Here is a 20212-nt window from a genome sequence, read left to right on the forward strand (position 1 = left end):
CGGACGACGCCGCCGCGGTGCGGTTACGTCGTCCGACGGATGCCCCCGACCGGCCGGACCACGGATCCTGGCGGGACACCACCCGCACCACGTCAGGAGCACGGACCATGACCACCACCCCCATCGAGACCCTCGGCATCATCGGCGCCGGCAACGTCGGCGCGCAGATCGCCCGCCGCGCGATCGCCGTCGGTCTCGACGTCGTCCTCGCGAACTCCCGCGGGCCCGAGACGCTCGAGTCCCTGATCGACGAGCTCTCCCCCGGTGCCGGAGCAGCCACCGTCGCCGACGCCGCCCGGGCCGGTGACGTGGTCGTCGTCTCGATCCCGATCAACGGCTACCGGGACCTGCCGGCCGAGGCGTTCGCGGGCAAGGTCGTCGTCGACACCGGCAACTACTACCCGGAGTTCTTCGGACCGGTGGACGAGCTCGAGCAGGGCGCGGTGCCGACCACCTCCGAGCTGCTCCAGCAGTCGCTGCCGGATGCTCGCGTCATCAAGGCGTTCAACAACCTCGGCGCCGCCGACGTCACCACGGACGGGTCCCCCGCCGGAACGCCGGGGCGCCGAGCCCTGACCGTCGCCGGGGACGACGCGGACGCGAAGGCCGTCGTCACCGAGCTGCTCGACCGGTTCGGGTTCGACGTGGTCGACGTGGGACCGCTGAGCGAGGGCTGGCGGTACGAACGCGACCAGCCGGCGTACGGCGTGCGGCACGACCGGGCCGGCATGACCGCCGCTCTGGCGGCAGCGGCTCGCCGCTAGCCCGCCGCCGTCACCCGGGCGCGGCCTGCGCCTCGGGGTCGTCCCGCACCGCAGCCGCGACGAGGGTGTCGAGCAGCCCGGGCCAGCGCGCCTCGAGCGCGTCCCGGCGCAGCTGCACGGCGTGCTCGCGTCCCGTCACACGGGTCCGGGTCAGTCCGGACTCGCGCAGCACCTTGAAGTGGTGCGAGAGCGTCGTCTTGTGGATGTCGAGTCGGTAGTCGGTGAGGTTGCACGGGTGGTAGTCGCCGTCCGACAGTCGCTCGATGATCACGAGTCGCGCGGGGTCACCGGCCGCCCGGAGCACCCGAACGAGTTCGAGGTCGTCGACGTCGGGCAGCGGGAAGGGCTCGTGCCCGACCTTCGGCTCTTCGTTTGACATGCATCAAACCTATCAGGAATGATCTCAATGGTTTGATGATTGTCAAACAAAGCCGAGGCAACGACCTCGGAACCGAAGGAGTGACCACCGTGCCCACCACCACCGACCCCCGCGTCACCGACAACCGTGCCGCGATCCGCGCCGACCGACCGCCCATCGGCCGCATCGCGATCGTCACCGCGGACCGCGTCGAGGACGTCGAGTTCTTCTACCCCTACTACCGGTTCGTCGAGGCCGGCTACGACGTCGACGTCCTGACGCCCGACGGCGGGACCGTCACCGGGTACGTCGGCCTGTCCCTGCGGACCGGGCTGCAGCGCGTCGCGGACGCCACCGCCGAGCACTCCGACGCGGTCTTCATCCCCGGCGGCCTGGCCCCGGCCGAGGTCCGGACCGTCCCCGAGGCCCTGGCGTTCCTCCGGGACTTCGCCGCCACGGGCCGACTCATCGGTGCCGTGTGCCACGGACCCCAGGTCCTGGCCTCCGCCGGGCTGGTCGACGGACGCAGCCTGACGTCCTGGCGCGAGGTCGCCGACGAGGTCCGTGCGGCCGGCGGCACCTGGATCGACGAGCCGGTCGTCGAGGACGGCCAGTTCGTCACCGCCCGGAAGCCCGGCGACATGCCGCAGCAGCTGGCCCGGATCCTCGAGCGGCTCGCCACGGCACGGACGGAACGCGACGATGTCTGATCCCGTCCGCACCCCCTTCTCCGCGTCCGCCACCGCGGCCGACGTCCTCGCCGACGTGGACCTGCACGGCCGCCGGTACCTGGTGACCGGCGGCGCCTCCGGCATCGGCGCGGAGACCGCCCGCGCCCTCGCCGGTGCCGGAGCCGAGGTCGTCGTCGGGGTGCGCGACACGGCCCGCGCGGACGCGGCGTTCGCCGACCTGGAGGCCCGTGGCCTGGTCGTGCCGCGTGCGCTCGACCTCAGCGACCTCGGTTCCGTGCGCCGGTTCACGGACGCGTGGCAGGGCACGGTCGACGGGGTGGTCGCCAACGCCGGCGTGATGGCCCTGCCCGAGAAGCAACTCGCGGCATCGGGTTGGGAGATGCAGCTCGCGACGAACCACCTCGGCCACTTCGCCCTGCTGCTCGGGTTGCGGGAACACCTGTTCGCCGCCGGGTCCGCCCGGGTGGTGACGGTGAGCTCGACCGCGCACCTGCGCTCCCCGTTCCACTTCGAGGACCCGCACTTCGCCGTGCGTCCGTACGACCGGTGGGCCGCCTACGCGCAGTCGAAGACGGCCGACGTGCTCCTCGCGGTGGGCGTCGCGGACCGCTGGGCGGAGCACGGCGTCACCGCGAACGCGGTCATGCCCGGCTGGATCACGACCCGGCTGCAGCGTCACCTCGACGACGCGACGCTCCGGGCGATGGGCGCACTCGACGACGACGGCAACCGGATCGAGCAGCCGTTCTTCAAGACCGCGGCGCAGGGCGCGGCGACGTCGGCACTGCTGGTCGCCTCCCCGCTGGTCGCCGGCGTGACCGGGCGGTACTTCGAGGACAACCAGGAGTCGCCCGTGCTCGACGACGGCACCGGCCACGACCGCGGGGTGGCGCGGTACGCGCTGGACCACGGTGCCGCGGAGCGGCTCTGGACGCTGGGTTCCGGATACGTCACCTGACGGATGCTGCCGGGACGGGCCTCCTGTCAGCGTGGAGCACGCCACGCACCATCCGTCACCAGCGACCCACGAGGAGCCCACCATGACCGGAAACCCGAAGCACATCGCCCTGGAGCCCGCCGCCCAGGAGTTCGTCGACGCGACGTCGAACCCGCCGTTCCTGAACGACCTGCCGCCCGCCGAGGGACGCAAGGCGGTCGACTCCGTGCAGGACTCCCCGATCTTCAAGCCCGAGGTCGACGAGGAATGGCTGGAGATCGAGGGCGGTCCCACCGGCACCGTGAAGATCCGCCTGGTCAAGCCGGCCGGCACCACCGCGAACCTGCCCGTGATCCTGTACGTGCACGGTGCCGGCTGGGTCTTCGGCGACGCCCACACCCACGACCGCCTGGTGCGCGACCTCGCCATCGGGTCGAACGCCGCCGTCGTGTTCCCGGAGTACGACCGCTCCCCCGAGGTCGGCCACCCGGTCGCGCTCGAGCAGTCCTACGCCGCAGCCCGGTGGGTCGTCAAGGAGGGCGGCGAGAAGGGGTTGGACGCCTCGCGCTTCGCGGTCTCGGGCGACTCGGTGGGTGGCAACATGGCGATCGCCCTGGCGCTCCTCGCCGCCGAGCGCGGGGACGTCGAGTTCGTGAAGCTCGTCGCCTTCTACCCGGTGACGAACGCCGCGTTCGACACCGGCTCGTACGGGGAGTTCGCCGAGGGCTACTTCCTCACCCGCGCCGGCATGCAGTGGTACTGGGACCAGTACACGACCGACGAGGCCGTGCGCGCCCTGCCCACGGTGTCGCCGCTCCGCGCACCGCTCGAGGTGCTCGCGACCCTGCCGGAGACTCTCGTCATCACCGGGGAGGCAGACGTGCTCCGCGACGAGGGCGAGGCCTTCGCGGCACGCCTGCGCGAAGCCGGCGTCAAGGCGACGAACGCCCGCTTCGGCGGCATCGTCCACGACTTCGTGATGGTGAACGCGTTGCACGACACCGAGGCCGCGAAGCACGCGCTGATGCTCGCCACCGCGTCGCTCCGTGCCGCCCTTGCCTGAGCAGGAGCGTGCCCGCGCGGGCACCCCGGAGACGCTCGAGACGCTCGTCGCGCGCGAGGAGATCCGGACGCTGCTGGCGACCTACGCCCGCGGAGCCGACCGACGCGACGCCGTGCTCGAGGCGTGCGTGTTCACCGAGGACGGGGTCGTCGCGCTGTACGAGGGCGACCCCTCCTCGCACGAGCCGGTCGACACGATCCACGGTCGGGAACACCTGGCCGAGACGTTCGCCGGACTGATCGCCCGGTACGAGGTGACGACGTACCTCAACGGTCAGTCCACGATCCGGTTCACGGGGCCCGACACCGCCGACGGCGAGACGTACTGCGTCGCGTTCCACGTCCTGCACGACGGCGGCGAGCGGGTGCTCCTGACGATGTCCATCCGCTACCTCGACCGGTTCGTCCGGGTCGAGGGCGCGTGGGCGATCGCCCACCGGGACCTCGTCTTCGACTGGACCGACCGGTCCCCGTCGCACACGTGACTGAGACCGCCACCGCACACCGACACCGACCACCGACCACCGACCACCGACCACCGACGGAGACACCATGTCGCAACCGCTCGAATCGCTCATGCACGCCAACCTGTTCGAGGTGTTCGGGGAACGCGACCCGGACCGCCGCCGCGCCGCCATCGAGCGGACCTACGCCCCCGACGTCGAGTTCCTGGACCCCGACGAGGTCGTCACCGGCCACGACGCCCTGCACACCAAGGCGCAGCGCCTGCTCGACGAGGCTCCCGGGTTCGTGTTCTCGCCGGCCGGCCCGGTCTACGAGAACCACGGGATGGGGTACCTCGCCTGGCACTTCGGACCGGAGGGAGCACCGCCCGTCGTGTCCGGGCTGGACATCTGCTTCGTCGAGGGTGACCGCATCGCGAAGGTCTACACGCTGCTGACCAGCTGAACCCACCCGCAGACGCCCGACCCGCCGCAGTGTCACGCACCCTGCGATGATGGTCGGGCGTCTGGACGGTGGGCGAGGCAGGAGGACACGGGCGATGTCGATGCAGCACGAGGTGCCCCCGGAGTCCCCGTACGCCTACATGAGCGCCGAGCAGGTGCGGACCTGGTACGCCTACATGAAGCTCCAGCTGCGCCTGCGGTACGAGATGAACCGGCAGTTGCGCGCCGACAGCGACATCTCGCTCGCCGACTACGACGTCCTCGTCGCCCTCACGAGCGAGCCGGGCGGCGAGATGACGATGTCGGCCCTGGCGACCCGCATCGGGTGGGAGCGCAGCCGTGCCTCGCACCACGCGAAACGCATGGCCGAACGCGGGTTCCTCGAACTCCGTCGGAGCGAGCACGACCGGCGCACCACCGCCGTCGCCCTGACCGACACGGGCTGGCGGACGCTCCGCGAAGCCACGCCGCGCCACACCGAACTCGTCAAGGACATGTTCTTCAGCGACCTGCGCGAGGACGAGCTGGCGGGCTTCGCCGACGTGCTCGAGCGCGTGTACGAGTCAGTGCTCGAGCACGGCACCCTGCCCCGACCGGCCGACCACCCCTAGCTCCGCTTGCCCTCACGCACCAGCGCGACGTAACTTAGGTGAAAGATCACCTAAACGAGCGAAGGGCAGCGTGTGGACGCCGAACGAGCCGTGTCACCGCCGCTCCCCGACCGTGCACTGTTCGGCCGCGCGGACGAACTCGCGGCCCTCACGCGCCTGCTCGACGACGCCGCGGCGGTGACTGCGGACGGGGCGGCCGAGGACGAAGCGGCAGAGCGCGGCGCCGCGGTCCTGGTCGAGGGTGAGGCAGGCATCGGCAAGACGACGCTGCTCGCCGCCGTCGAGCGGCACGCGCGGCGGACCGGCTTCCGCGTGCTGACCTGCACCGGCATCCAGGGGGCGAACAGCGTGGGCTTCGACGGCCTGCACGAGCTGCTCCACCCACTGCTCCCCTTCGCGTCCGCCCTGCCGCCGCGCCAGCGCACCGCGCTGCTCACGGCCCTCGCGGTCGAGGACGGCCCGAGTCCGGACCGCCTGCTGGTGAGCACCGCGACGCTCGGGCTGCTCGAGGAGGCCGCGTCGCACCGTCCGGTGTTCGTCCGCGCCGAGGACCTGCAGTGGCTCGACCGGTCCACCACCGAGGTGCTCGACTTCGTGGGACGCCGGCTCACGCACACCCCGGTCGTCGTCATCGCGGCGGTCCGGACCGGACACGCCCCGGACGCCGTGCCCCCGTGCAGCTTCACGCGGTTCGAGCTCGGACCGCTCGCCGACAACGCCGCCGAGGCCCTGCTCGACGCCCACGCCGGCACCCTGTCCACCTCGGTCCGGCGACGGGTGCTGGCCGAGGCCGGCGGCAACCCACTCGCCCTGCACGAACTGCCCGTCACCTGGACCACGGGCGGCCCGGCCACCATCGCGTCCCGGCTCCCCACCACGCGGCGGCTCGAGCAGGCGTTCCTCGAGCAGGTCGCCGCCGTCCCGTCCGGCAGCCGCTCGTTCCTGCTGCTCGCCGCGGCGGCCGACGACGCCGGCCTGCAGGACGTCATGGCGGCGGCCCGCACGATGGACCTCGGGGTCGACGACCTCGAGCCGCTCGAGGAACTCGGGCTCCTCCGCACCGACCTCGTCTCCTTGCGCTTCCGCCACCCGCTCCTGCGCTCGGCGGTGATCGGCAACGCCTCGGCCGCTGCACGGTCCGCGGCGCACCGGGCACTCGCGTCGGTGGTCACCGACGGCATGCGCGCCGCCTGGCACCGGGCTTCGGCGACGTTCGAGCGGGACGAGTCCATCGCCGCCGACCTCGAGACCGCCGCCGACCGCGCGGCACAACGGGGTGCCCGCCCCGAGGCGGTCCGGGCCTACGAGCGTGCGGCCACCCTGTCGCAGGGGGTCACCGGTCGGGCACGTCGGCTGGGCCGGGCTGCCGAGACCGCACGGGCCGCCGGCATGACGGCCGAGGCGATCGAGCTCCTGGAGCAGGTCGACTCCCTCGCCGCCGACCCCGAGACGGTCACCGAGACCGCCGTCACGCAGACGGTGCTGAGCCTGACCACGGGTGCTGCCGGTCGACCACGCATCGAACTCCGCCGGATCCGGCCCGTGCTCGCCGGCCCGGAGCACGCGGACCGGCTCGTGCGGGTGCTCTGGGCGGCGGCCCTCAACGCCCGCGGCCGCAACCTGCCGCGATCGGAGTGGAAGGACATCGAGGCGGCCCTGCTCGCGACACGCTCGGCGAGCCCGCTGAAGTCGGTGGCCCTCGCCGTGCTGGCGCCGCTCGGCTCCGCCCAGCACCTGCGCACCGAACTCGCACACCTGGTGCCGCAGCTCACCGAGCAACCGCTCGCGATGGCGTCCCTCGCGATCGCAGCCGAGTCCCAGCAGGACCTCGAGACCGCGCTGACGTGCTGGGAGCTGGCGTACGAGCGTGCACACCAGCTCGGCGCCGTCGCCGACGAGACCCAGGCGCTCCGCGGCCGGGCGACGGTGCTCATGCTGCGCGGGCGGGTGCGGGACGGTCTGGCCGACGCCGAGTACGCCGTCCGCATCGCCCGCGACGTCCAGCTCCCGCTCATCGCCGGGATGGCCTACGCCACGCTCGCCCGGGGCCACGCCCTGCTCGGCGACGACGAGGCCGCGCTGGCCGCCCTGCGCGAGGGCTCGGAGTTCGCGCACGGCGGGCGGCTCGCCCTGGCCAGCGCCGACGCGCGGTGGGCAGCGGGACTGGTCGCCCTCGGTCAGCGGCGCCACCGGGACGCCCAGATCGAGTTCACGCACATGACCGTCCACGCGACCCGGTCCCTGTGGGCGATCGCCGACCGCACCGAGGCCGCGGTCCGGGGCGGTCGACCCGATTCGGTCGTCGAGAACCTCGCCGAGGCCGAGGCGGTCGCCCGTACCACCGGGTCCGCGCACCTGACCGCCCTCGTCGTGCGGAGCCGGGCCCTGCTCGCCGAGGGCACGGACTCGACGGGAACCGACACCGACGGCGCGGGCGGCGCGGACCCGGAGTCCCTCTACGCCCGCGCGATCGAGGCCGGTCGCCTCGCCGACGCCCCGGTCGAACTGGCGAGGACCCAGCTGCTGTTCGGCGAGTGGCTCCGCCGCGAGCGCCGGGTGGTCGAGGCACGGCTGCACCTCCGCGAGGCGCTCCACGCGTTCGACGCCGCCGGCACCGCGGGCTTCGCCGCCCGCGCCGCGGCGGAACTCCGCGCAGCCGGCGAGGCCCCGGAACGGGCCGACAGCACGACGGCGCCGACACGCGAACGGCTCACACCCCAGGAGCTGCAGATCGCGCGGCTCGCCGCCGCCGGCATGACGAACCGCGAGATCGCGGACCGCATCTACCTGTCGCACCGCACCGTCAGCACCCACCTGTACAGGGTGTTCCCCAAGCTCGGCGTGACGAGTCGCACCGAGCTGGCGGCTGCGCTGGCAGCGTCCGGTCCGACGGACTGACGCACCGGGCGACGACCTGGAGGCACGGGTTACGTCACGCAACGGATGCACCGTGGGCGGACCAGCTGCGAGCCTCGTGGCGGCGACCCGGCATCGGGTCGCGACCACGACGACCACCGGGAGGCGCCCATGCCGGAAGGCTCCGCCGACGACACCGCCGACCACGCGGCTGCGCGGCTGCCGGACGCGCCGAGCGCGTTCTTCACGGCCCTCGTGACCGAGCACTTCGTGCTCCAGACCGCGCGCGGCATCACCGTCTCGGAGTCGTCGACCCGGGCCGCGATCTACCTGACGACACTGTCGAGCGCCCTGGTGGCGTTCGGGTTCCTGGCCGACACCGACTTCGCCACGGGCTACCTCGCCGTGGTGATCCCGGTCGTCGTGCTGCTCGGGGTCTTCACCTACGAGCGACTCGTCCAGACCTCGCTGGAGGACGTGGTCGCCCTCGCCGCGATGCAGCGGATCCGCCGCTGGTACGGCACGATCCTGCCCGGCGCCCCGCGGTACTTCCCGGTGCCCGAGGACCGGATCGCGCCGAACGAGCTGCTCGACATCGGGCTCCGGCTGTCCTGGCGCGGGGTGTTCTTCACGCTGTCGAGCGCGATCGCGGTCGTGAACTGCATCGTCGCGGGTGCCGGGGCGGCACTGCTGACCGCGAGCACGTGGGCGCCGTCCGGGTCCCTGGCCGCCGGGGTGGTCACGGCCGTCCTGCTCGCCGCTGTGCACGGGATCTACCAGGAGCGTCGGTACGCGCGGGTCCTCGGCATCCTGCGGTCCGACATCCGAGAACGACGACGAGAACGAGACGGACTGACACCATGACCGAACCCCTCCTGCAGGCACACGACCTGACGAAGTCGTTCCCCGGGCCGGAACAGTCGAGGGTCCCGGTGCTCCGGGGTGTCTCACTGTCCGTGCTGCCGGGCGAGTTCGTCGCCGTCGTCGGCCCCAGCGGCTCCGGCAAGTCGACGCTGCTGTACTGCCTGTCCGCCCTCGAGCCCTACGACAGCGGATCGGTGTCGATCGCCGGGCAACGCCTCGAGACCCTCCGACCGAAGCAACTGCAGGCACTCCGCCGTTCGACGGTCGGCTTCGTGTTCCAGTCCTTCAACCTCATCCCGTCGCTGACCGCGCGGCAGAACATCGCGCTGCCCGCCAGCCTCGCCCACCGGCCGGTCTCCGCGGACCAGGTCGACGCGGCGCTCGCCTCGGTCGGACTCGCCGACCGCGGCGACCACCGACCGGGCGCGCTGTCCGGCGGGCAGCAGCAGCGGGTCGCGATCGCCCGGGTCCTGGCGTCCGAACCGCACGTCGTGTTCGCCGACGAGCCGACCGGCGCGCTCGACACCACCGCCGGTGACGCGGTCCTCGACCTGCTGCGCCGGGTGGCCGACGGTGACCGGTCGGTGGTGATGGTCACGCACGACCTCGAAGCGGCTGCGCGTGCCGACCGTGTGCTCGTCCTGCGCGACGGGGCCGTGCACCGCGAGCTGGCGCACCCGGACGCCGCCGCGGTCCTCGAAGCACTGACCGCCGCCGCGCAGGAGGCCTGACGTGCTCCGACTCGTCCTGAGCGACCTGCGGCAGAACGCCGGCATCTGGATCGGCGCACTCGTCGTCAGCGCTGCCACCGCGGCGGCTGGTGCCATCGCGGCCGGGATGCTCGAGACCGGTTTCGCGATCATCGGGTCAGGCGGACCGACGGACCTGCTCCGGGCCGGCGGCCTCACCACGCTCGCGTCGCTCGTCGTCGTGCTGACGATCGTCGCCGTCACCGCGGTCCTCGGCAGCGTCACCCGCCTGACGATCGACCTGCAGCGGCGGGGCTACGCGCTCTGGCAGCTGGTGGGGGTGCCGTCCCGCACGGTGACGGCGGTCGTCCGGCTGCAGCTCGCCGTCGTGGCGCTGGTCGGCAGCACGATCGGCTGCCTCGTCGTGGCGCCGTTCGTGCCGGCGTTCCTGCACTTCGGCTTGTCGGAGTCCGACGGGCTCCGGGACCTCGACGAACGGTTCGGTCCGACGAGCGTCGTCTCGGTCGTGCTCGCCGTGACGGTCGTGGTCGTCCTGAGCAGTCTCCGGCCGTCGCGCCGAGCCGGTCTCGTCCGCCCGATCGAGGTCCTGCGGGAGCCGGAGTCCGTCCGCACCCGGACGACCTGGACCCGCTGGGCCGCGAGTGCCGTCGCACTGCTGCTCGCCGGGCTCCTGACCAGTTCGATCGTCGACGCCGGCGTCCGGACCGGAGGGCAGGTGCTGCTGATCGGGCCGCTCGTGACGGCGGCCTGCACCGCGATCGGCCCCGTGGTGTTCCCGGCCACCCTCCGGGCCTGGACCGCGGTGGTGCCCGCGCACCGATCGGCATCGTGGTTCCTCGCACGCAACGCCGCCGCGTTCTCCGTCGACCGGAGCAGCGCCACGGTGAGCGCGCTCGTCATCACGATCGCCCTGCCCGGAAGCCTCTTCGCCGGCTTCGACACCCTGGGTGACGCCGTGCACCGGCCCACGGGGTCGTCATCGGGTGGTGGACTCGACCTGCAGAGCGTCCTGCTCATGCTCGGCGGGCCGCTGCTCGTTTCGCTCTTCGGCGCGGCCGCCACCGTCCTGATGGCCGGACGCACCCGCGAGCAGGAGGCCGCGCTGGTCGAGGCCGCCGGCGGGTCCCGCGCCACCGTGCTCGCCCGCGCAGCCTGGGAGTCCGTCATCCTCGTCGGCACCGCGGTCCTCGTCGCCGCCGTCGTCCTCGTGCTGACCGGCTGCGGACAAGCCGTCGCGCTCGCGGTCACCGTCCCCGGCACGCAGCCCCACCTGGGTCTGCGAGCCGCCCTTCCGGCCGCCCTCGTGAGCCTCGTGCTCATGGTGGCCGCCGGCACGATCCCCCTCGTCACCGGACGCCGACGCAGCATCCCGCTCGTCCTCGCCGCCGACTGACCCCGAACCAGGAAGACCCCTCTTGCGCATCCTCTTCTCCGGCGTCCCCGCACTCGGACACCTCCTGCCCCTCGTCCCGCTCGCCCGTGCCGCACAGGCGGCCGGCCACGACGTCGCCCTGCTCACCAGTGGTGGGATGCGCGAGCCCATGGCGACCGAACTGCCCACGGTGCCGGTCCTGGCGGCCGGACCCATGCCTCCCGACCTGTTCTCCGAAGTGGCCCGCCGCATCCCCGGCAGCGACCCCGCGAACCGGCCCGAGCCGGCGGCCGTCGCCGAGTTCTTCGCCGGCACCCGCGTCGACCTGACCGTCGACGACGCCGTGCGCGCAGCGCGCGGGTGGGCGCCCGACGTGGTCGTCGCGGACGCCGTCGACCTGGTCGGGCCGCTCGTCGCCGCGGAACTCGGCGTGCCGTACGCGATCGTCGCCTTCGGCCCCGAGGTCCCCGAGGAGTTCCGCCGCCCGATGGCCGAGCTCGTCCTCCCCCGCTACGCCGAGCGAGGAGTGGTGCCGACCCCGCCCATCGCCCTGCTCGACCCGACGCCGGTGTCGCTGCAGGCGCCCGGGTGGACGCAGCCGCCCGTCACGATCCCGTTCCGCTCCGAACCGCACAGCCGACCGGACGCCGCCGCCGAGCAGCCGCTCGCACCGGTCTCGGCGCGCGGAGGACGACCGCGGGTGCTCGTCACCCTCGGCACGGTCTTCGGCGACGCCGCGCTGCTGACGGCGATCCTCGACGGGTTCCAGCCCGACGAGGCCGACCTGGTGGCGACCGTCGGGGTCATCGGCGAGCGCCTCGACGACAGCGAGCACGTGCGCTTCGTGCCGTTCCGCCCGATGCGCGAGCTGCTCGAGGGCGTGGACCTGGTCGTCGCAGCGGCCGGTGCCGGCACGGTGCTCGCCGCGGCCAGCGTGGGCGTGCCGATGGTGCTGCTCCCGCAGGGCGCGGACCAGTTCATCAACGCTGCCCGTGCCGCCGAGGCCGGTGTCGCGGTGGTGGTCGACGAGCCGTCGGCGGTCGGCCCGGCGGTGCACCGGATGCTCGCGGAGCGCAGTCACTTCGCCGCGGCACGGCGACTGAGCGAGGAGACCGCGCAGCGCCCGAGCGCGACGGACGCCGTCAGGGAGCTCGTCGAACGGGTCGAGCGCGTCGCCTGACGACGGGTCTGGTCAGCGGTCGGTCGGCCCTGGTCCTGCGGGTTCCGGGTCGAACACCGTCTGGGTGAACCGCTGCGCGAGCGGGTCGTCCTGGTCCCCGAGCCGGATGCCGAGCAGCGTGTTGATGAGCATCCCCTTGGCCAGGAACGACTCCGCCGCGGACTCCGACAGCCCGGCCTCCTCGACCAGGAAGTGCAGGATCCGGGTGAAGCCGTCTCGGGCGACCGGTCCGACGACGGGGTCGGCACCGAGCATGTACGACTGCATCACGATGAGGTGCACGCCGTCCTCGGTCGCGAGCGCACGGTACGCAGCGCCGAGGCGGGACGCGACGGTGCCCGGCTGCCCGTCGTCGAGCGCCGCCCGGAACGCGTCGAGCACGGCTTCGAGGCACCCGTCGACGACGGCGAGGAACAGGTTCTCCTTCGAGCCGAACATCCGGACGACGTACGGCTGGCTGATGCCCGCGGCCTGGGCGATGCGCTCCGTGGTCGCGCCGTGGTACCCCTGCCGGGCGAACACGGCGGCCGCCGCGGTCAGGGTGGCCTCGCGCCGCTGGCTGCCGGCCATGCGCTCCGCACCCTTCGGGACCGGACCCCTTGCTGTCGTCATGCCGCGAGGGTATCATCCGATTCCATAAGTAATGAATCGATTACTAACAACGCTGCGAAGCCCGCCGGCTTCTCCCCGGTCCGCCGGGTCCTGCCCGTCCTCGTCACCCAGATCCTGGTCGCGATGACCGTCGCCGGAGCGTTCGCCGGCCTGTACATCGGCCTGCAGAAGGCCCCGACACCCCACCACCTGCCCATCGCCGTCGTCGGCACCCAGGTGGCCGACGCGGCGGGCGAGGCGCTCGGCGACCGCGCCGACGTGCGCACCGCCGGTTCCCCCTCCGACGCACGCGACCTCGTCCGGTCCCGCGACGCGGTCGCAGCCCTCGTCCCCGGCAGCGACGGTTGGTCCCTGTACACGGCAGGCGCCGAGGGACGGAGCGCGACGACCGCCGCGACCACGATGCTCTCCGGGGTCGCGGCCGGCGCCGGTGCCTCCGTCACCAGCACACAGGACGTCGTCCCGCTCGCGACGAACGATGCCCAGGGCATCGCGGGGTTCTACCTGGTCTTCGGCACGACCCTGGCGGCGTTCATCCTGGCGCAGGTCATGAACTCACTCGGCGCCCTCGCGCGCCTCCGCACCCGGATCGTCGTCACGGTGGTGGGGAGCATCGCCGCAGCCGCGGTGGTCGCCGTCATCGCCGGGCCGATCGACGGCGCCGTCCCCGCAGCGACGGGCGCCGTGATCGTGGTGCTCTCGCTCCTCGCCGTCGCCGTCTCGCTGTCCACGATGGCGATCACCTCGATCGTCGGACCGATGGGCGTGATCGTCTCGACGCTCCTCTTCACAACCCTCGGCAACGCGACGAGCGGTGCGACGATCAGCACCCACCTGTTGCCACCCGTGCTCGCCACCGTCGGACAGGCCCTCCCGCCGGGTGCCGCGTTCGGCGCCGTCACGGGGTTCAGCTACTTCGACGGGGCTGGCGCGACGGGCGCGCTCCTCACGTTGGGTGCGTGGATCGTCGCCGCAGCCGTGTCCCTGTCGGTGGCGCACGGGCTGCGGACCGGCGCCGCACGGCGACGGGACGTCGCGGCGATCGTCGGACCGGTGCCGCCGGCCGCCGTCGTGGCGTGAGCGATGCGGTCACCGCGAGCGGCTGACGGACTGGAGGCCCGGTGCCAGCTGGCACCGGGCCTCCCGTCCGCCTGTCGGTACGGCCGATTCGTTGCCGGATCGAGACACCGGTCCGGCCCGGCGTGCGGCATGGTTGAGCCACCGATGGCAGGCAGGACGGAGCGCACGGTGGAACGAGTGGTGGGGTGGGCCACGGTCGCGGTGGTCGTCGTCGTGACGGTGTCGATGCTGACGCTGATCCCGACGACCAGCTGCGCCGATGCCGTTCCCGGAGAAGCGACGAGCTACTGCACGACCGAGCCGATGATCGGTGTCGCGGGCGCGTGGATCGCCGCCTTCGCCGGTGTCGTCGTGCTCGCGGTCTGCGTGTGGCAGATCGTCCGGGCGGCCCGAGCCGGCCGCGTGCCGATCGACTGATGCCGCTCCAGGAATGTGCGGCGGAACAGCCGTGCGAGGATTCGTCAACCGCACTCTCGAGGGGAACAACCGCCATGACCACAGCCCGCACACTCCACTGGGTCAGCACCGTGCTCCTCGCCGTGGGGTTCCTCGGCGTCGGCGCCCTGATGTACGACGCGTCCTACGGCCCGGAGGGCGGCGGCGCCAACATCGGCCTGGGCCTCGCCCTCATCCCGTGCCTCGGATCAGGCGTCGTCGGGCTCGCACTGGGAGCCGCAGCCTTGGTCGCCACGTGGTGGGGCACCCGGGCCGAGCGCTCGCGGACTGCGGTCCGGTGACACAGATGTCCGCCCCGTCCGCTGCGCGTCCCTGGACACTGATCGCCGTCGTCGTCCTGGTGGGCTGGGCGATCGTGACGGCACTGCTGTTCCCGGTCACGGGGATGGACGAGCACGAGGGGCCCGGCGACCAGGTCTGGCGGACCTCGTCGAGCGCGCTCGGCGTGCCGCTCTCGCCGGAGTGGGACGTCCTCGTCTGGCTCGCCGCGCTCGCGCTGGTGCCGGTCGTCCTCGTCGGGCTCGCGTTCCTGCTCCGCCGCCGACGACCGCACACCGCGCCCGTCAGTCCGTCGCCGGGTGGCCCTGTCCGCTGAGGTGTGCCCGGAGCACGTCACGGACACTCGTCCACGACTGCACGCCGTAGCGGTCGTTGTCGACGTGGTGCAGCTGCGCCTGCCCGCTGAACATGCTCACGAAGTACTGCATCCCCTGCCAGGCCGGAAACGTCTCGTCCGGGTCCTTCGACAGGCGCCTGCCCACGGCGCTCATCGCGGACAGGGTGCCGGTGGTGCCGGCCCACTGCAGCCGGAAGCGCTCCCCCGTCAGCTCACTCATGGCGCGTGCGACGTCGCGTGCGGTGACCTGGTCGCCCGCCATCTCGATCACCCGCGGAGCGTCGTCGTCCAGGGCGGCGAGCGCCGTGACCCGGGCGACGTCGTCCTTCGTGGTGAAGTCGAGCACCTGGTCCGCCGACGACCAGAACAGCACGAGCCGACGGCCGGACAGGATCATCGGGGCCTCGCCGGTCAGCAGGTCGGTGAACATGCCGGTCAGGATCGAGGTCGCCTGCACCGGGGCCGCATCGAGGTCGGCGGCGAACTCGCGCCGCAGCTCGAAGTTGCGGTTGGTGCCGGGTGCGATCCGCCGGTAGTCGGCCGAGTAGTCGGACGGGATGAACCGCCGGACGCCCGCCGCCACGGTCGCCGCGAGCAGCGCGCGCTGGGCGTCGACGATCACCGGGCGGGTCCCGCTCACGGCGGAGACCACGACGTCGGCCCCGCTCACGGCCCGGGTCAGGGCGTCGTGGTCGCCGTACTCGGCAGCGACGACGTCGACACGGGGGTCATCGCCGAAGCGCTCTCCGGCGGTCCTGCTGCCGGGCCGGGTCAGGACCCGTACCCGCACGTCGTGCTGGGTGAGCTCGCGGACGATGCGGTGCCCGAGGTCGCCGGTGGCGCCGGCGACGAGGATGGTGGTGGTCATGGGCGGGGCCTCACTGCAGTGGTGGTCGACGTGGTCGTCGCGGTGCGCCGTCGGGATCGCTCCGGGACGGCGAGGGGGTGCTGGAACGTGGGGTCTGCCTGGTCCGGTCCAGCGGGGCCGAGCCCGGCGGTGAGCGCGACGCGGGCCAGCAGCCGGCGCAGCATCGTCTGTTCGTCGTCGTCGAGGTGCCGCATGAGCACGCCCTCGGCGCCGCGCAGGGCGGACCGCGTCCGGGCGAGCAGGGCACGGCCGGCGTCGGTGGGGTGGACCTGCCGCACCCGCCGGTCCGTCGGGGCGGGGCGGCGTTCGACGAACCCGCCCGCCTCGAGCGCGTCGACGATGTAGGTCATCTGGGTCTTGTCGATCCCGAGGCGCTGCGCGAGCCCGAGTTGCGACGACGGCTCCTCGGTGGTGGTCGCGACGAGCACCTGGTAGCCACGGGGACCACCCGGCACGTCGGCGACCGCCTCACTGCCCAGCCGTGTGAAGCCCTGGAGCGCCAGCGGCAGCGCCCACCCGAGTTCGGATTCGATGCCCTCGGCACCCCAGTCGATCTCGGGGAGTGCGTCGGTCGGCGTCGGACTGTCCATACCGGAGACCGTACCGGAACAAGATCGTCTTGTGCAAAGATCATCTGCGATCAAGACGGACAGCCGTCGCGACGCCGAGCACCCGAGGACCCCATGTCGGACACCGCAGCCATCACCCCGTTCACCCTCGACGTCCCCCAGGCGGAACTCGACGACCTGCGCCGCCGTCTCCTGACCACCCGCTGGCCCGATGCCGAGACCGTCGAGGACACCTCGCAGGGACCCCGACTCGAGAAGGTCCGCGCCCTCGTCGGACACTGGACGACGGAGTACGACTGGCGCCGGACCGAGGCACTGCTGAACGACTGGGGCCAGTACACGACCCACATCGACGGGCTCGAGGTCCACTTCCTGCACGTCCGGTCCGCCGTCCCCGGCGCCCGCCCGCTCCTGCTCACCCACGGCTGGCCCGGTTCCGTCCTGGAGTTCCGCCACGCGATCGGTCCACTCACCGACCCGGTTGCGCACGGCGGCGACGCGGCGGACGCCTTCCACGTCGTGATCCCGAGCCTGCCCGGGTTCGGCTTCTCCGGGAAGCCGACGACGACCGGGTGGAACACCGCCCGGACCGCGAGTGCCTGGTCGGTGCTGATGTCCCGGCTCGGGTACACGGACTGGTTCGCCCAGGGCGGCGACCTCGGCGCCACCGTCACCGCGGAGCTCGCAGCCCTGCAGGCCGCCGGGGACATCGGGCTCGCCGGGATCCACCTCAACATGGCGCTGTTCATGCCGACCGACGACGAAGCCCGGAACGCCTCTCCCGACGAGCAGGTCATGCTGCAGGAGAGCGGCCACTACTGGCGGGAGCTGTCGGCCTACTCGCAGCAGATGTCGACCCGCCCGCAGACCATCGGGTACTCGTTGGCGGACTCCCCCGTCGGGCTGGCGTCGTGGATCTACGCGATGTTCCAGGACGTCGGCGGCTCCCACGACGAACACGGCGATGCCGAACGGCTCTTCCCGCTCGACGAGATCATCGACGACGTCATGCTGTACTGGCTGCCGAACACCGCTGCGTCCTCGGCGCGCGTCTACTGGGAGGCGACGCGGACCGGCTGGGCCACCCCGGGCACCGTCGAGGAACCGCTGACCCTGCCCGTCGGCCTGAGCATCATGCCGGGCGAGTACGTCCGCCGGTCGCGCCGCTGGGCAGCGCGCCGGTACACGGACCTGGTGTTCTTCAACGAGGTCGCGCGCGGCGGGCACTTCGCGATGCTCGAACAGCCGGAGCTGCTCGTCGACGACGTCCGTGCGACGTTCCGCGGGCTCCGGTGACGGCGACCGAGCGGATCACCAGCAGCAGGGCGTACCCGATCATCACGCCGCCCAGCGTCGGCACGAGCCAGGCCCGCGTGTCGCCCGCGACGGCGGTGTTCACGAACCCCAGGCCGGGGATCGAGTACCAGACCCGGCCCATGACCTGCGCGGCGACGACCCGTTCGGGATCGACGGCGGAGTTGTTGTCGCCCTTGAACGTGAACAGGCGGCGACCATCGGCCCCGATCGCGACGGCGACCACCCGGTGCGAGATCACGCCGGGCCGATCGACCCGGATCTGGTAGGTGACGATGTCGCCGACACCGATGTCCGAAGGGTCCACCGGGCGGACGACCGCCAGGGTGCCCGGCGGCATCCCCGGTTCCATCGAGCTCGTCAGCACGGTGAGCGGTACCGAACCGGTGATCCGCGGCACCAGGATCGCCAGCGCCGCGAGCCCGACCACGGCGATCAGGAGCAGGACCGCGGCCGTCTGCCCCAGCAGCCGGAGGGCGCTCGACCAGCGGGCACCCTGCGGCTGCGGCTCCCGCTCCGGCTTCGCCTGCGGCACTGCGGTCGTCACGACGTGGCCCGGAGGGAGAACAGCTGGAGTCCGGACGTGCTGCAGTCGGCGACCGTCATCGGGTTGGTGGTGGCGGACCCGTTCGACGCCGTCAGGCAGAGGTCGTTCCGGTTGCGGAACCGGAAGAGCCCACTGCCCGCGCCGACCGCTTCGGCCGTCCACTTCTGGGCGCTGATGTCGTTGTCGGGACGGAGCAGGGCGGAGCGGTCACTCGGGGCGTCCCAGTACAGCGACGGGTTCGACGGAGACGTGATCCGGAGCCAGTCGTCCTCGGGCGTGAAGCGCCAGGTCTGCGTCGCGCTGGTCGTGCAGGTCGTCGTGGTGATCGGTGAGCCGGACGCCGACCCACCACTCGCGACGCACGTGCCGGTGGCGTCGTTCCGCAGGACGTACCGGCTCGTGGACGTGTACCAGCCGGTGGCGTGCTGGATGCCCTGGGACGCCGGCGACGCGTGGCCGCCCGTCCCGCTGGCGACCGCTCGCACCGTGTACGCGTAGTACTTCGAGACCTGCAGACCGGTGTCGGTGAAGGACCGGACGGACGCCGACGTCACGCTGACCAGGACGCCGTCCCGGTACACGGCGTAGGAACCGATTCCGCTGGCGTCCGCGGGCGCTGCCCAGGTGACGGTGATGCTGCTGTCGGTCTCGGCGGTCTTCGACGGCACCGACGGGGTGACGGTGTCGGCGACGCTCTGGGCGGCACGGGCGTGCGCGGTGCCGACCCAGGCCCCCTGACGGGCGGTGACGGTCGCGTCCAGGGTGGTCGAGCCTCCGGAGAGGTCGAAGCGCTGGCCCTGGCTGACCGACGTCCGCACACAGGTCGAACGGCTCGCGCCGGCGGCGAGGGTGGCGACCACGGGGGCGATCGTCGTGCCCGAACCGGTTATCGCCGCACTCGACGGAGCACCGGAGCAGGGGTTGGCGTTCGTGGACTGCCAGACGTCGATCCGGACGGCGCTCGACACCGCGGATCCGGCGGTCGCTGCGAGCGACAACGAGGTGGTGGCGGGGACGGACCCCGAGTTCGACACCGTGACGAGCGCCGTGTGGGACAGCGCGGCCGAGGAGTACGTGGTGGCGAGGTCCTCGACACCGCGGATGCCGACCGAGACGGAGCCGGTCGTCGCGGCGGCCCGGACGGACTGTGCCGGGGCGGTCCACGTCGCCCACGCCGTCCCGCCGCTCACGAGTTCGAGCGCGACGACCGCGGCGGCCGTCGCTCCGAGCAGGAGCACGCGTCGACGCGGAGTGCGGTCGGTCATGATCCTGCCTGCGTCCCGCTGATGGTCGTGGTGAAGTCGGTGGAGAGGCCCTGCTGCGATGCGGCTGCGTCGGCCGGCATCGCGACGGCGAGACAGAGGACGACGGCGGCGCCCGGGGGCAGCGCGATGCCTGCGGACCGCGGCGAGGTCGAGTCGAGCGTGCCGGACCACGTGGGGCGCACGCCGCCGGCCCGGCACACGGCCGCCGACGTCGCAGCACCGACGGTCACCCGCAGGTCACTGCGGACACCGGAGGCCGACGTCGTCGTGCCGGCTCGCGCCATCGCGACGCCGAGGTCGAGGGGGACGTCACCGGTGTTGGTCGCGGTGACCACGCCGAACTCGGTGGCACCGGGGTAGAGGGGTGCGGACGGCAGCGCGAGACCGCTCAGCGACAGGTCCGCGGACCCGGCGGTGATCGTCGCGGGCTCGGTCGAGGACCGGGCGCTGAGGAGGGCGAACGTCCCACCGTCGGTGGAGATGGCGACGACCGCCACGATCCCCACCGCGGCGACGGCGAGCAACGTCGCCGTCGGCCAGCCGGTCATCGCGCCCCCTCGGCGCCGGCGGC

At 72.8% G+C, this 20212-nt stretch carries 24 protein-coding genes; 17 read left to right on the plus strand and 7 right to left on the minus strand.

Features of this window, described 5'->3' with window-relative positions:
- Positions 1–17 precede the first annotated feature (17 nt).
- A complete protein-coding gene (locus DEJ09_RS01935; protein WP_111087476.1) occupies positions 18–764 on the plus strand; it encodes an NADPH-dependent F420 reductase in 747 nt (248 codons plus the stop codon).
- 10 nt (positions 765–774) lie between these two features.
- On the opposite strand, the gene DEJ09_RS01940 is transcribed toward DEJ09_RS01935, so the two are convergent.
- A complete protein-coding gene (locus DEJ09_RS01940) occupies positions 775–1143 on the minus strand; it encodes a helix-turn-helix transcriptional regulator (protein ID WP_111087477.1) in 369 nt (122 codons plus the stop codon).
- A gap of 89 nt (positions 1144–1232) precedes the next feature.
- Here DEJ09_RS01940 and DEJ09_RS01945 point away from each other — a divergent pair, with 89 nt between their 5' ends.
- From DEJ09_RS01945 to DEJ09_RS01995, 11 genes are all read left to right on the plus strand, one after another.
- A complete protein-coding gene (locus DEJ09_RS01945; protein ID WP_181433232.1) occupies positions 1233–1832 on the plus strand; it encodes a type 1 glutamine amidotransferase domain-containing protein in 600 nt (199 codons plus the stop codon).
- Positions 1825–2772, plus strand: coding sequence for an SDR family NAD(P)-dependent oxidoreductase (locus tag DEJ09_RS01950; protein ID WP_111087479.1), 948 nt, complete (start codon positions 1825–1827; stop codon positions 2770–2772). The genes DEJ09_RS01945 and DEJ09_RS01950 overlap by 8 nt, the downstream gene beginning before the upstream one ends.
- An 82-nt stretch (positions 2773–2854) precedes the next feature.
- Entirely contained in the window at positions 2855–3814 is a 960-nt protein-coding gene (locus DEJ09_RS01955; RefSeq protein WP_111087480.1) for an alpha/beta hydrolase, read from the plus strand.
- Positions 3807–4298: a nuclear transport factor 2 family protein gene (locus tag DEJ09_RS01960; RefSeq protein WP_181433233.1), complete on the plus strand. Its 492-nt coding sequence runs from the start codon at positions 3807–3809 to the stop codon at positions 4296–4298. The genes DEJ09_RS01955 and DEJ09_RS01960 overlap by 8 nt, the downstream gene beginning before the upstream one ends.
- Positions 4299–4365: 67 nt before the next feature.
- Positions 4366–4722 (plus strand): nuclear transport factor 2 family protein, encoded by a 357-nt coding sequence (locus DEJ09_RS01965; protein WP_258373757.1) that lies wholly within the window; start codon positions 4366–4368, stop codon positions 4720–4722.
- Positions 4723–4816: 94 nt separating this feature from the next.
- Complete coding sequence (locus DEJ09_RS01970; protein WP_111030391.1) at positions 4817–5332, plus strand: MarR family winged helix-turn-helix transcriptional regulator; 516 nt, start codon at positions 4817–4819, stop codon at positions 5330–5332.
- A gap of 72 nt (positions 5333–5404) precedes the next feature.
- Positions 5405–8230, plus strand: coding sequence for a LuxR family transcriptional regulator (locus DEJ09_RS01975; RefSeq protein ID WP_220034907.1), 2826 nt, complete (start codon positions 5405–5407; stop codon positions 8228–8230).
- A 129-nt stretch (positions 8231–8359) separates the two neighbouring features.
- Positions 8360–9052, plus strand: coding sequence for a hypothetical protein (locus DEJ09_RS01980; protein ID WP_111024501.1), 693 nt, complete (start codon positions 8360–8362; stop codon positions 9050–9052).
- Positions 9049–9783, plus strand: a complete 735-nt coding sequence (locus DEJ09_RS01985; protein WP_111030393.1) for an ABC transporter ATP-binding protein — start codon at positions 9049–9051, stop codon at positions 9781–9783. The genes DEJ09_RS01980 and DEJ09_RS01985 overlap by 4 nt, the downstream gene beginning before the upstream one ends.
- A gap of 1 nt (position 9784) precedes the next feature.
- Positions 9785–11155, plus strand: coding sequence for an FtsX-like permease family protein (locus DEJ09_RS01990; RefSeq protein WP_111087482.1), 1371 nt, complete (start codon positions 9785–9787; stop codon positions 11153–11155).
- A 22-nt stretch (positions 11156–11177) separates the two neighbouring features.
- Complete coding sequence (locus DEJ09_RS01995; RefSeq protein WP_111087483.1) at positions 11178–12314, plus strand: glycosyltransferase; 1137 nt, start codon at positions 11178–11180, stop codon at positions 12312–12314.
- A 12-nt stretch (positions 12315–12326) separates the two neighbouring features.
- Here the strand turns inward: DEJ09_RS01995 and DEJ09_RS02000 are convergent, their stop codons facing one another.
- Positions 12327–12926 carry a TetR/AcrR family transcriptional regulator gene (locus tag DEJ09_RS02000; protein WP_111087484.1) on the minus strand — a complete coding sequence of 200 codons (600 nt, stop codon included), beginning with the start codon at positions 12924–12926 and terminating at the stop codon, positions 12327–12329.
- Between the two features lie 123 nt (positions 12927–13049).
- Here DEJ09_RS02000 and DEJ09_RS02005 point away from each other — a divergent pair, with 123 nt between their 5' ends.
- The 4 genes from DEJ09_RS02005 (at position 13050) to DEJ09_RS02020 (ending at position 15057) form a co-directional block, all read left to right on the plus strand.
- Positions 13050–14006, plus strand: a complete 957-nt coding sequence (locus tag DEJ09_RS02005; protein WP_111087485.1) for a hypothetical protein — start codon at positions 13050–13052, stop codon at positions 14004–14006.
- A gap of 144 nt (positions 14007–14150) precedes the next feature.
- Positions 14151–14423, plus strand: a complete 273-nt coding sequence (locus DEJ09_RS02010; RefSeq protein ID WP_146245656.1) for a hypothetical protein — start codon at positions 14151–14153, stop codon at positions 14421–14423.
- A gap of 74 nt (positions 14424–14497) precedes the next feature.
- Positions 14498–14743, plus strand: coding sequence for a hypothetical protein (locus tag DEJ09_RS02015; protein WP_111024494.1), 246 nt, complete (start codon positions 14498–14500; stop codon positions 14741–14743).
- A 5-nt stretch (positions 14744–14748) separates the two neighbouring features.
- Positions 14749–15057 (plus strand): hypothetical protein, encoded by a 309-nt coding sequence (locus DEJ09_RS02020; protein WP_111087487.1) that lies wholly within the window; start codon positions 14749–14751, stop codon positions 15055–15057.
- On the opposite strand, the gene DEJ09_RS02025 is transcribed toward DEJ09_RS02020, so the two are convergent.
- Both DEJ09_RS02025 and DEJ09_RS02030 read right to left on the minus strand, forming a co-directional pair.
- Positions 15026–15946 (minus strand): NmrA family NAD(P)-binding protein, encoded by a 921-nt coding sequence (locus DEJ09_RS02025; RefSeq protein WP_111087488.1) that lies wholly within the window; start codon positions 15944–15946, stop codon positions 15026–15028. The two genes, DEJ09_RS02020 and DEJ09_RS02025, sit on opposite strands and share 32 nt — an antisense overlap.
- Complete coding sequence (locus tag DEJ09_RS02030) at positions 15943–16536, minus strand: MarR family winged helix-turn-helix transcriptional regulator (RefSeq protein ID WP_111087489.1); 594 nt, start codon at positions 16534–16536, stop codon at positions 15943–15945. The genes DEJ09_RS02025 and DEJ09_RS02030 overlap by 4 nt, the downstream gene beginning before the upstream one ends.
- Before the next feature lie 93 nt (positions 16537–16629).
- Here DEJ09_RS02030 and DEJ09_RS02035 point away from each other — a divergent pair, with 93 nt between their 5' ends.
- Positions 16630–17811 (plus strand): epoxide hydrolase family protein, encoded by a 1182-nt coding sequence (locus DEJ09_RS02035; protein ID WP_111087490.1) that lies wholly within the window; start codon positions 16630–16632, stop codon positions 17809–17811.
- Here DEJ09_RS02035 and DEJ09_RS02040 read toward each other — a convergent pair.
- From DEJ09_RS02040 to DEJ09_RS02050, 3 genes are read right to left on the minus strand one after another with little or no spacing between them, the layout of a single operon-like run.
- Positions 17717–18376, minus strand: coding sequence for a signal peptidase I (locus DEJ09_RS02040; protein WP_181433234.1), 660 nt, complete (start codon positions 18374–18376; stop codon positions 17717–17719). The two genes, DEJ09_RS02035 and DEJ09_RS02040, sit on opposite strands and share 95 nt — an antisense overlap.
- Entirely contained in the window at positions 18373–19641 is a 1269-nt protein-coding gene (locus DEJ09_RS02045; protein ID WP_111087492.1) for an RICIN domain-containing protein, read from the minus strand. The genes DEJ09_RS02040 and DEJ09_RS02045 overlap by 4 nt, the downstream gene beginning before the upstream one ends.
- Entirely contained in the window at positions 19638–20189 is a 552-nt protein-coding gene (locus DEJ09_RS02050) for a hypothetical protein (RefSeq protein WP_111087493.1), read from the minus strand. The genes DEJ09_RS02045 and DEJ09_RS02050 overlap by 4 nt, the downstream gene beginning before the upstream one ends.
- Between the last annotated feature and the right edge of the window lie 23 nt (positions 20190–20212).

Source organism: Curtobacterium sp. MCLR17_055 (assembly GCF_003234305.1).
GTDB lineage: Bacteria > Actinomycetota > Actinomycetes > Actinomycetales > Microbacteriaceae > Curtobacterium > Curtobacterium flaccumfaciens.

Bases quoted from the DNA above. Each gene is read 5' to 3' on its own strand.
- DEJ09_RS02025 (WP_111087488.1), bottom strand. From the start codon at position 15,946: ATGACCACCACCATCCTCGTCGCCGGCGCCACCGGCGACCTCGGGCAC.
- DEJ09_RS01950 (WP_111087479.1), top strand. From the start codon at position 1,825: ATGTCTGATCCCGTCCGCACCCCCTTCTCCGCGTCCGCCACCGCGGCC.
- DEJ09_RS01955 (WP_111087480.1), top strand. From the start codon at position 2,855: ATGACCGGAAACCCGAAGCACATCGCCCTGGAGCCCGCCGCCCAGGAG.
- DEJ09_RS01965 (WP_258373757.1), top strand. From the start codon at position 4,366: ATGTCGCAACCGCTCGAATCGCTCATGCACGCCAACCTGTTCGAGGTG.
- DEJ09_RS01980 (WP_111024501.1), top strand. From the start codon at position 8,360: ATGCCGGAAGGCTCCGCCGACGACACCGCCGACCACGCGGCTGCGCGG.
- DEJ09_RS02045 (WP_111087492.1), bottom strand. From the start codon at position 19,641: ATGACCGACCGCACTCCGCGTCGACGCGTGCTCCTGCTCGGAGCGACG.
- DEJ09_RS02030 (WP_111087489.1), bottom strand. From the start codon at position 16,536: ATGGACAGTCCGACGCCGACCGACGCACTCCCCGAGATCGACTGGGGT.
- DEJ09_RS02015 (WP_111024494.1), top strand. From the start codon at position 14,498: ATGACCACAGCCCGCACACTCCACTGGGTCAGCACCGTGCTCCTCGCC.
- DEJ09_RS02010 (WP_146245656.1), top strand. From the start codon at position 14,151: ATGGCAGGCAGGACGGAGCGCACGGTGGAACGAGTGGTGGGGTGGGCC.
- DEJ09_RS02050 (WP_111087493.1), bottom strand. From the start codon at position 20,189: ATGACCGGCTGGCCGACGGCGACGTTGCTCGCCGTCGCCGCGGTGGGG.
- DEJ09_RS02005 (WP_111087485.1), top strand. From the start codon at position 13,050: ATGACCGTCGCCGGAGCGTTCGCCGGCCTGTACATCGGCCTGCAGAAG.
- DEJ09_RS01985 (WP_111030393.1), top strand. From the start codon at position 9,049: ATGACCGAACCCCTCCTGCAGGCACACGACCTGACGAAGTCGTTCCCC.
- DEJ09_RS01940 (WP_111087477.1), bottom strand. From the start codon at position 1,143: ATGTCAAACGAAGAGCCGAAGGTCGGGCACGAGCCCTTCCCGCTGCCC.
- DEJ09_RS02020 (WP_111087487.1), top strand. From the start codon at position 14,749: ATGTCCGCCCCGTCCGCTGCGCGTCCCTGGACACTGATCGCCGTCGTC.
- DEJ09_RS02035 (WP_111087490.1), top strand. From the start codon at position 16,630: ATGTCGGACACCGCAGCCATCACCCCGTTCACCCTCGACGTCCCCCAG.
- DEJ09_RS02000 (WP_111087484.1), bottom strand. From the start codon at position 12,926: ATGACGACAGCAAGGGGTCCGGTCCCGAAGGGTGCGGAGCGCATGGCC.
- DEJ09_RS01970 (WP_111030391.1), top strand. From the start codon at position 4,817: ATGTCGATGCAGCACGAGGTGCCCCCGGAGTCCCCGTACGCCTACATG.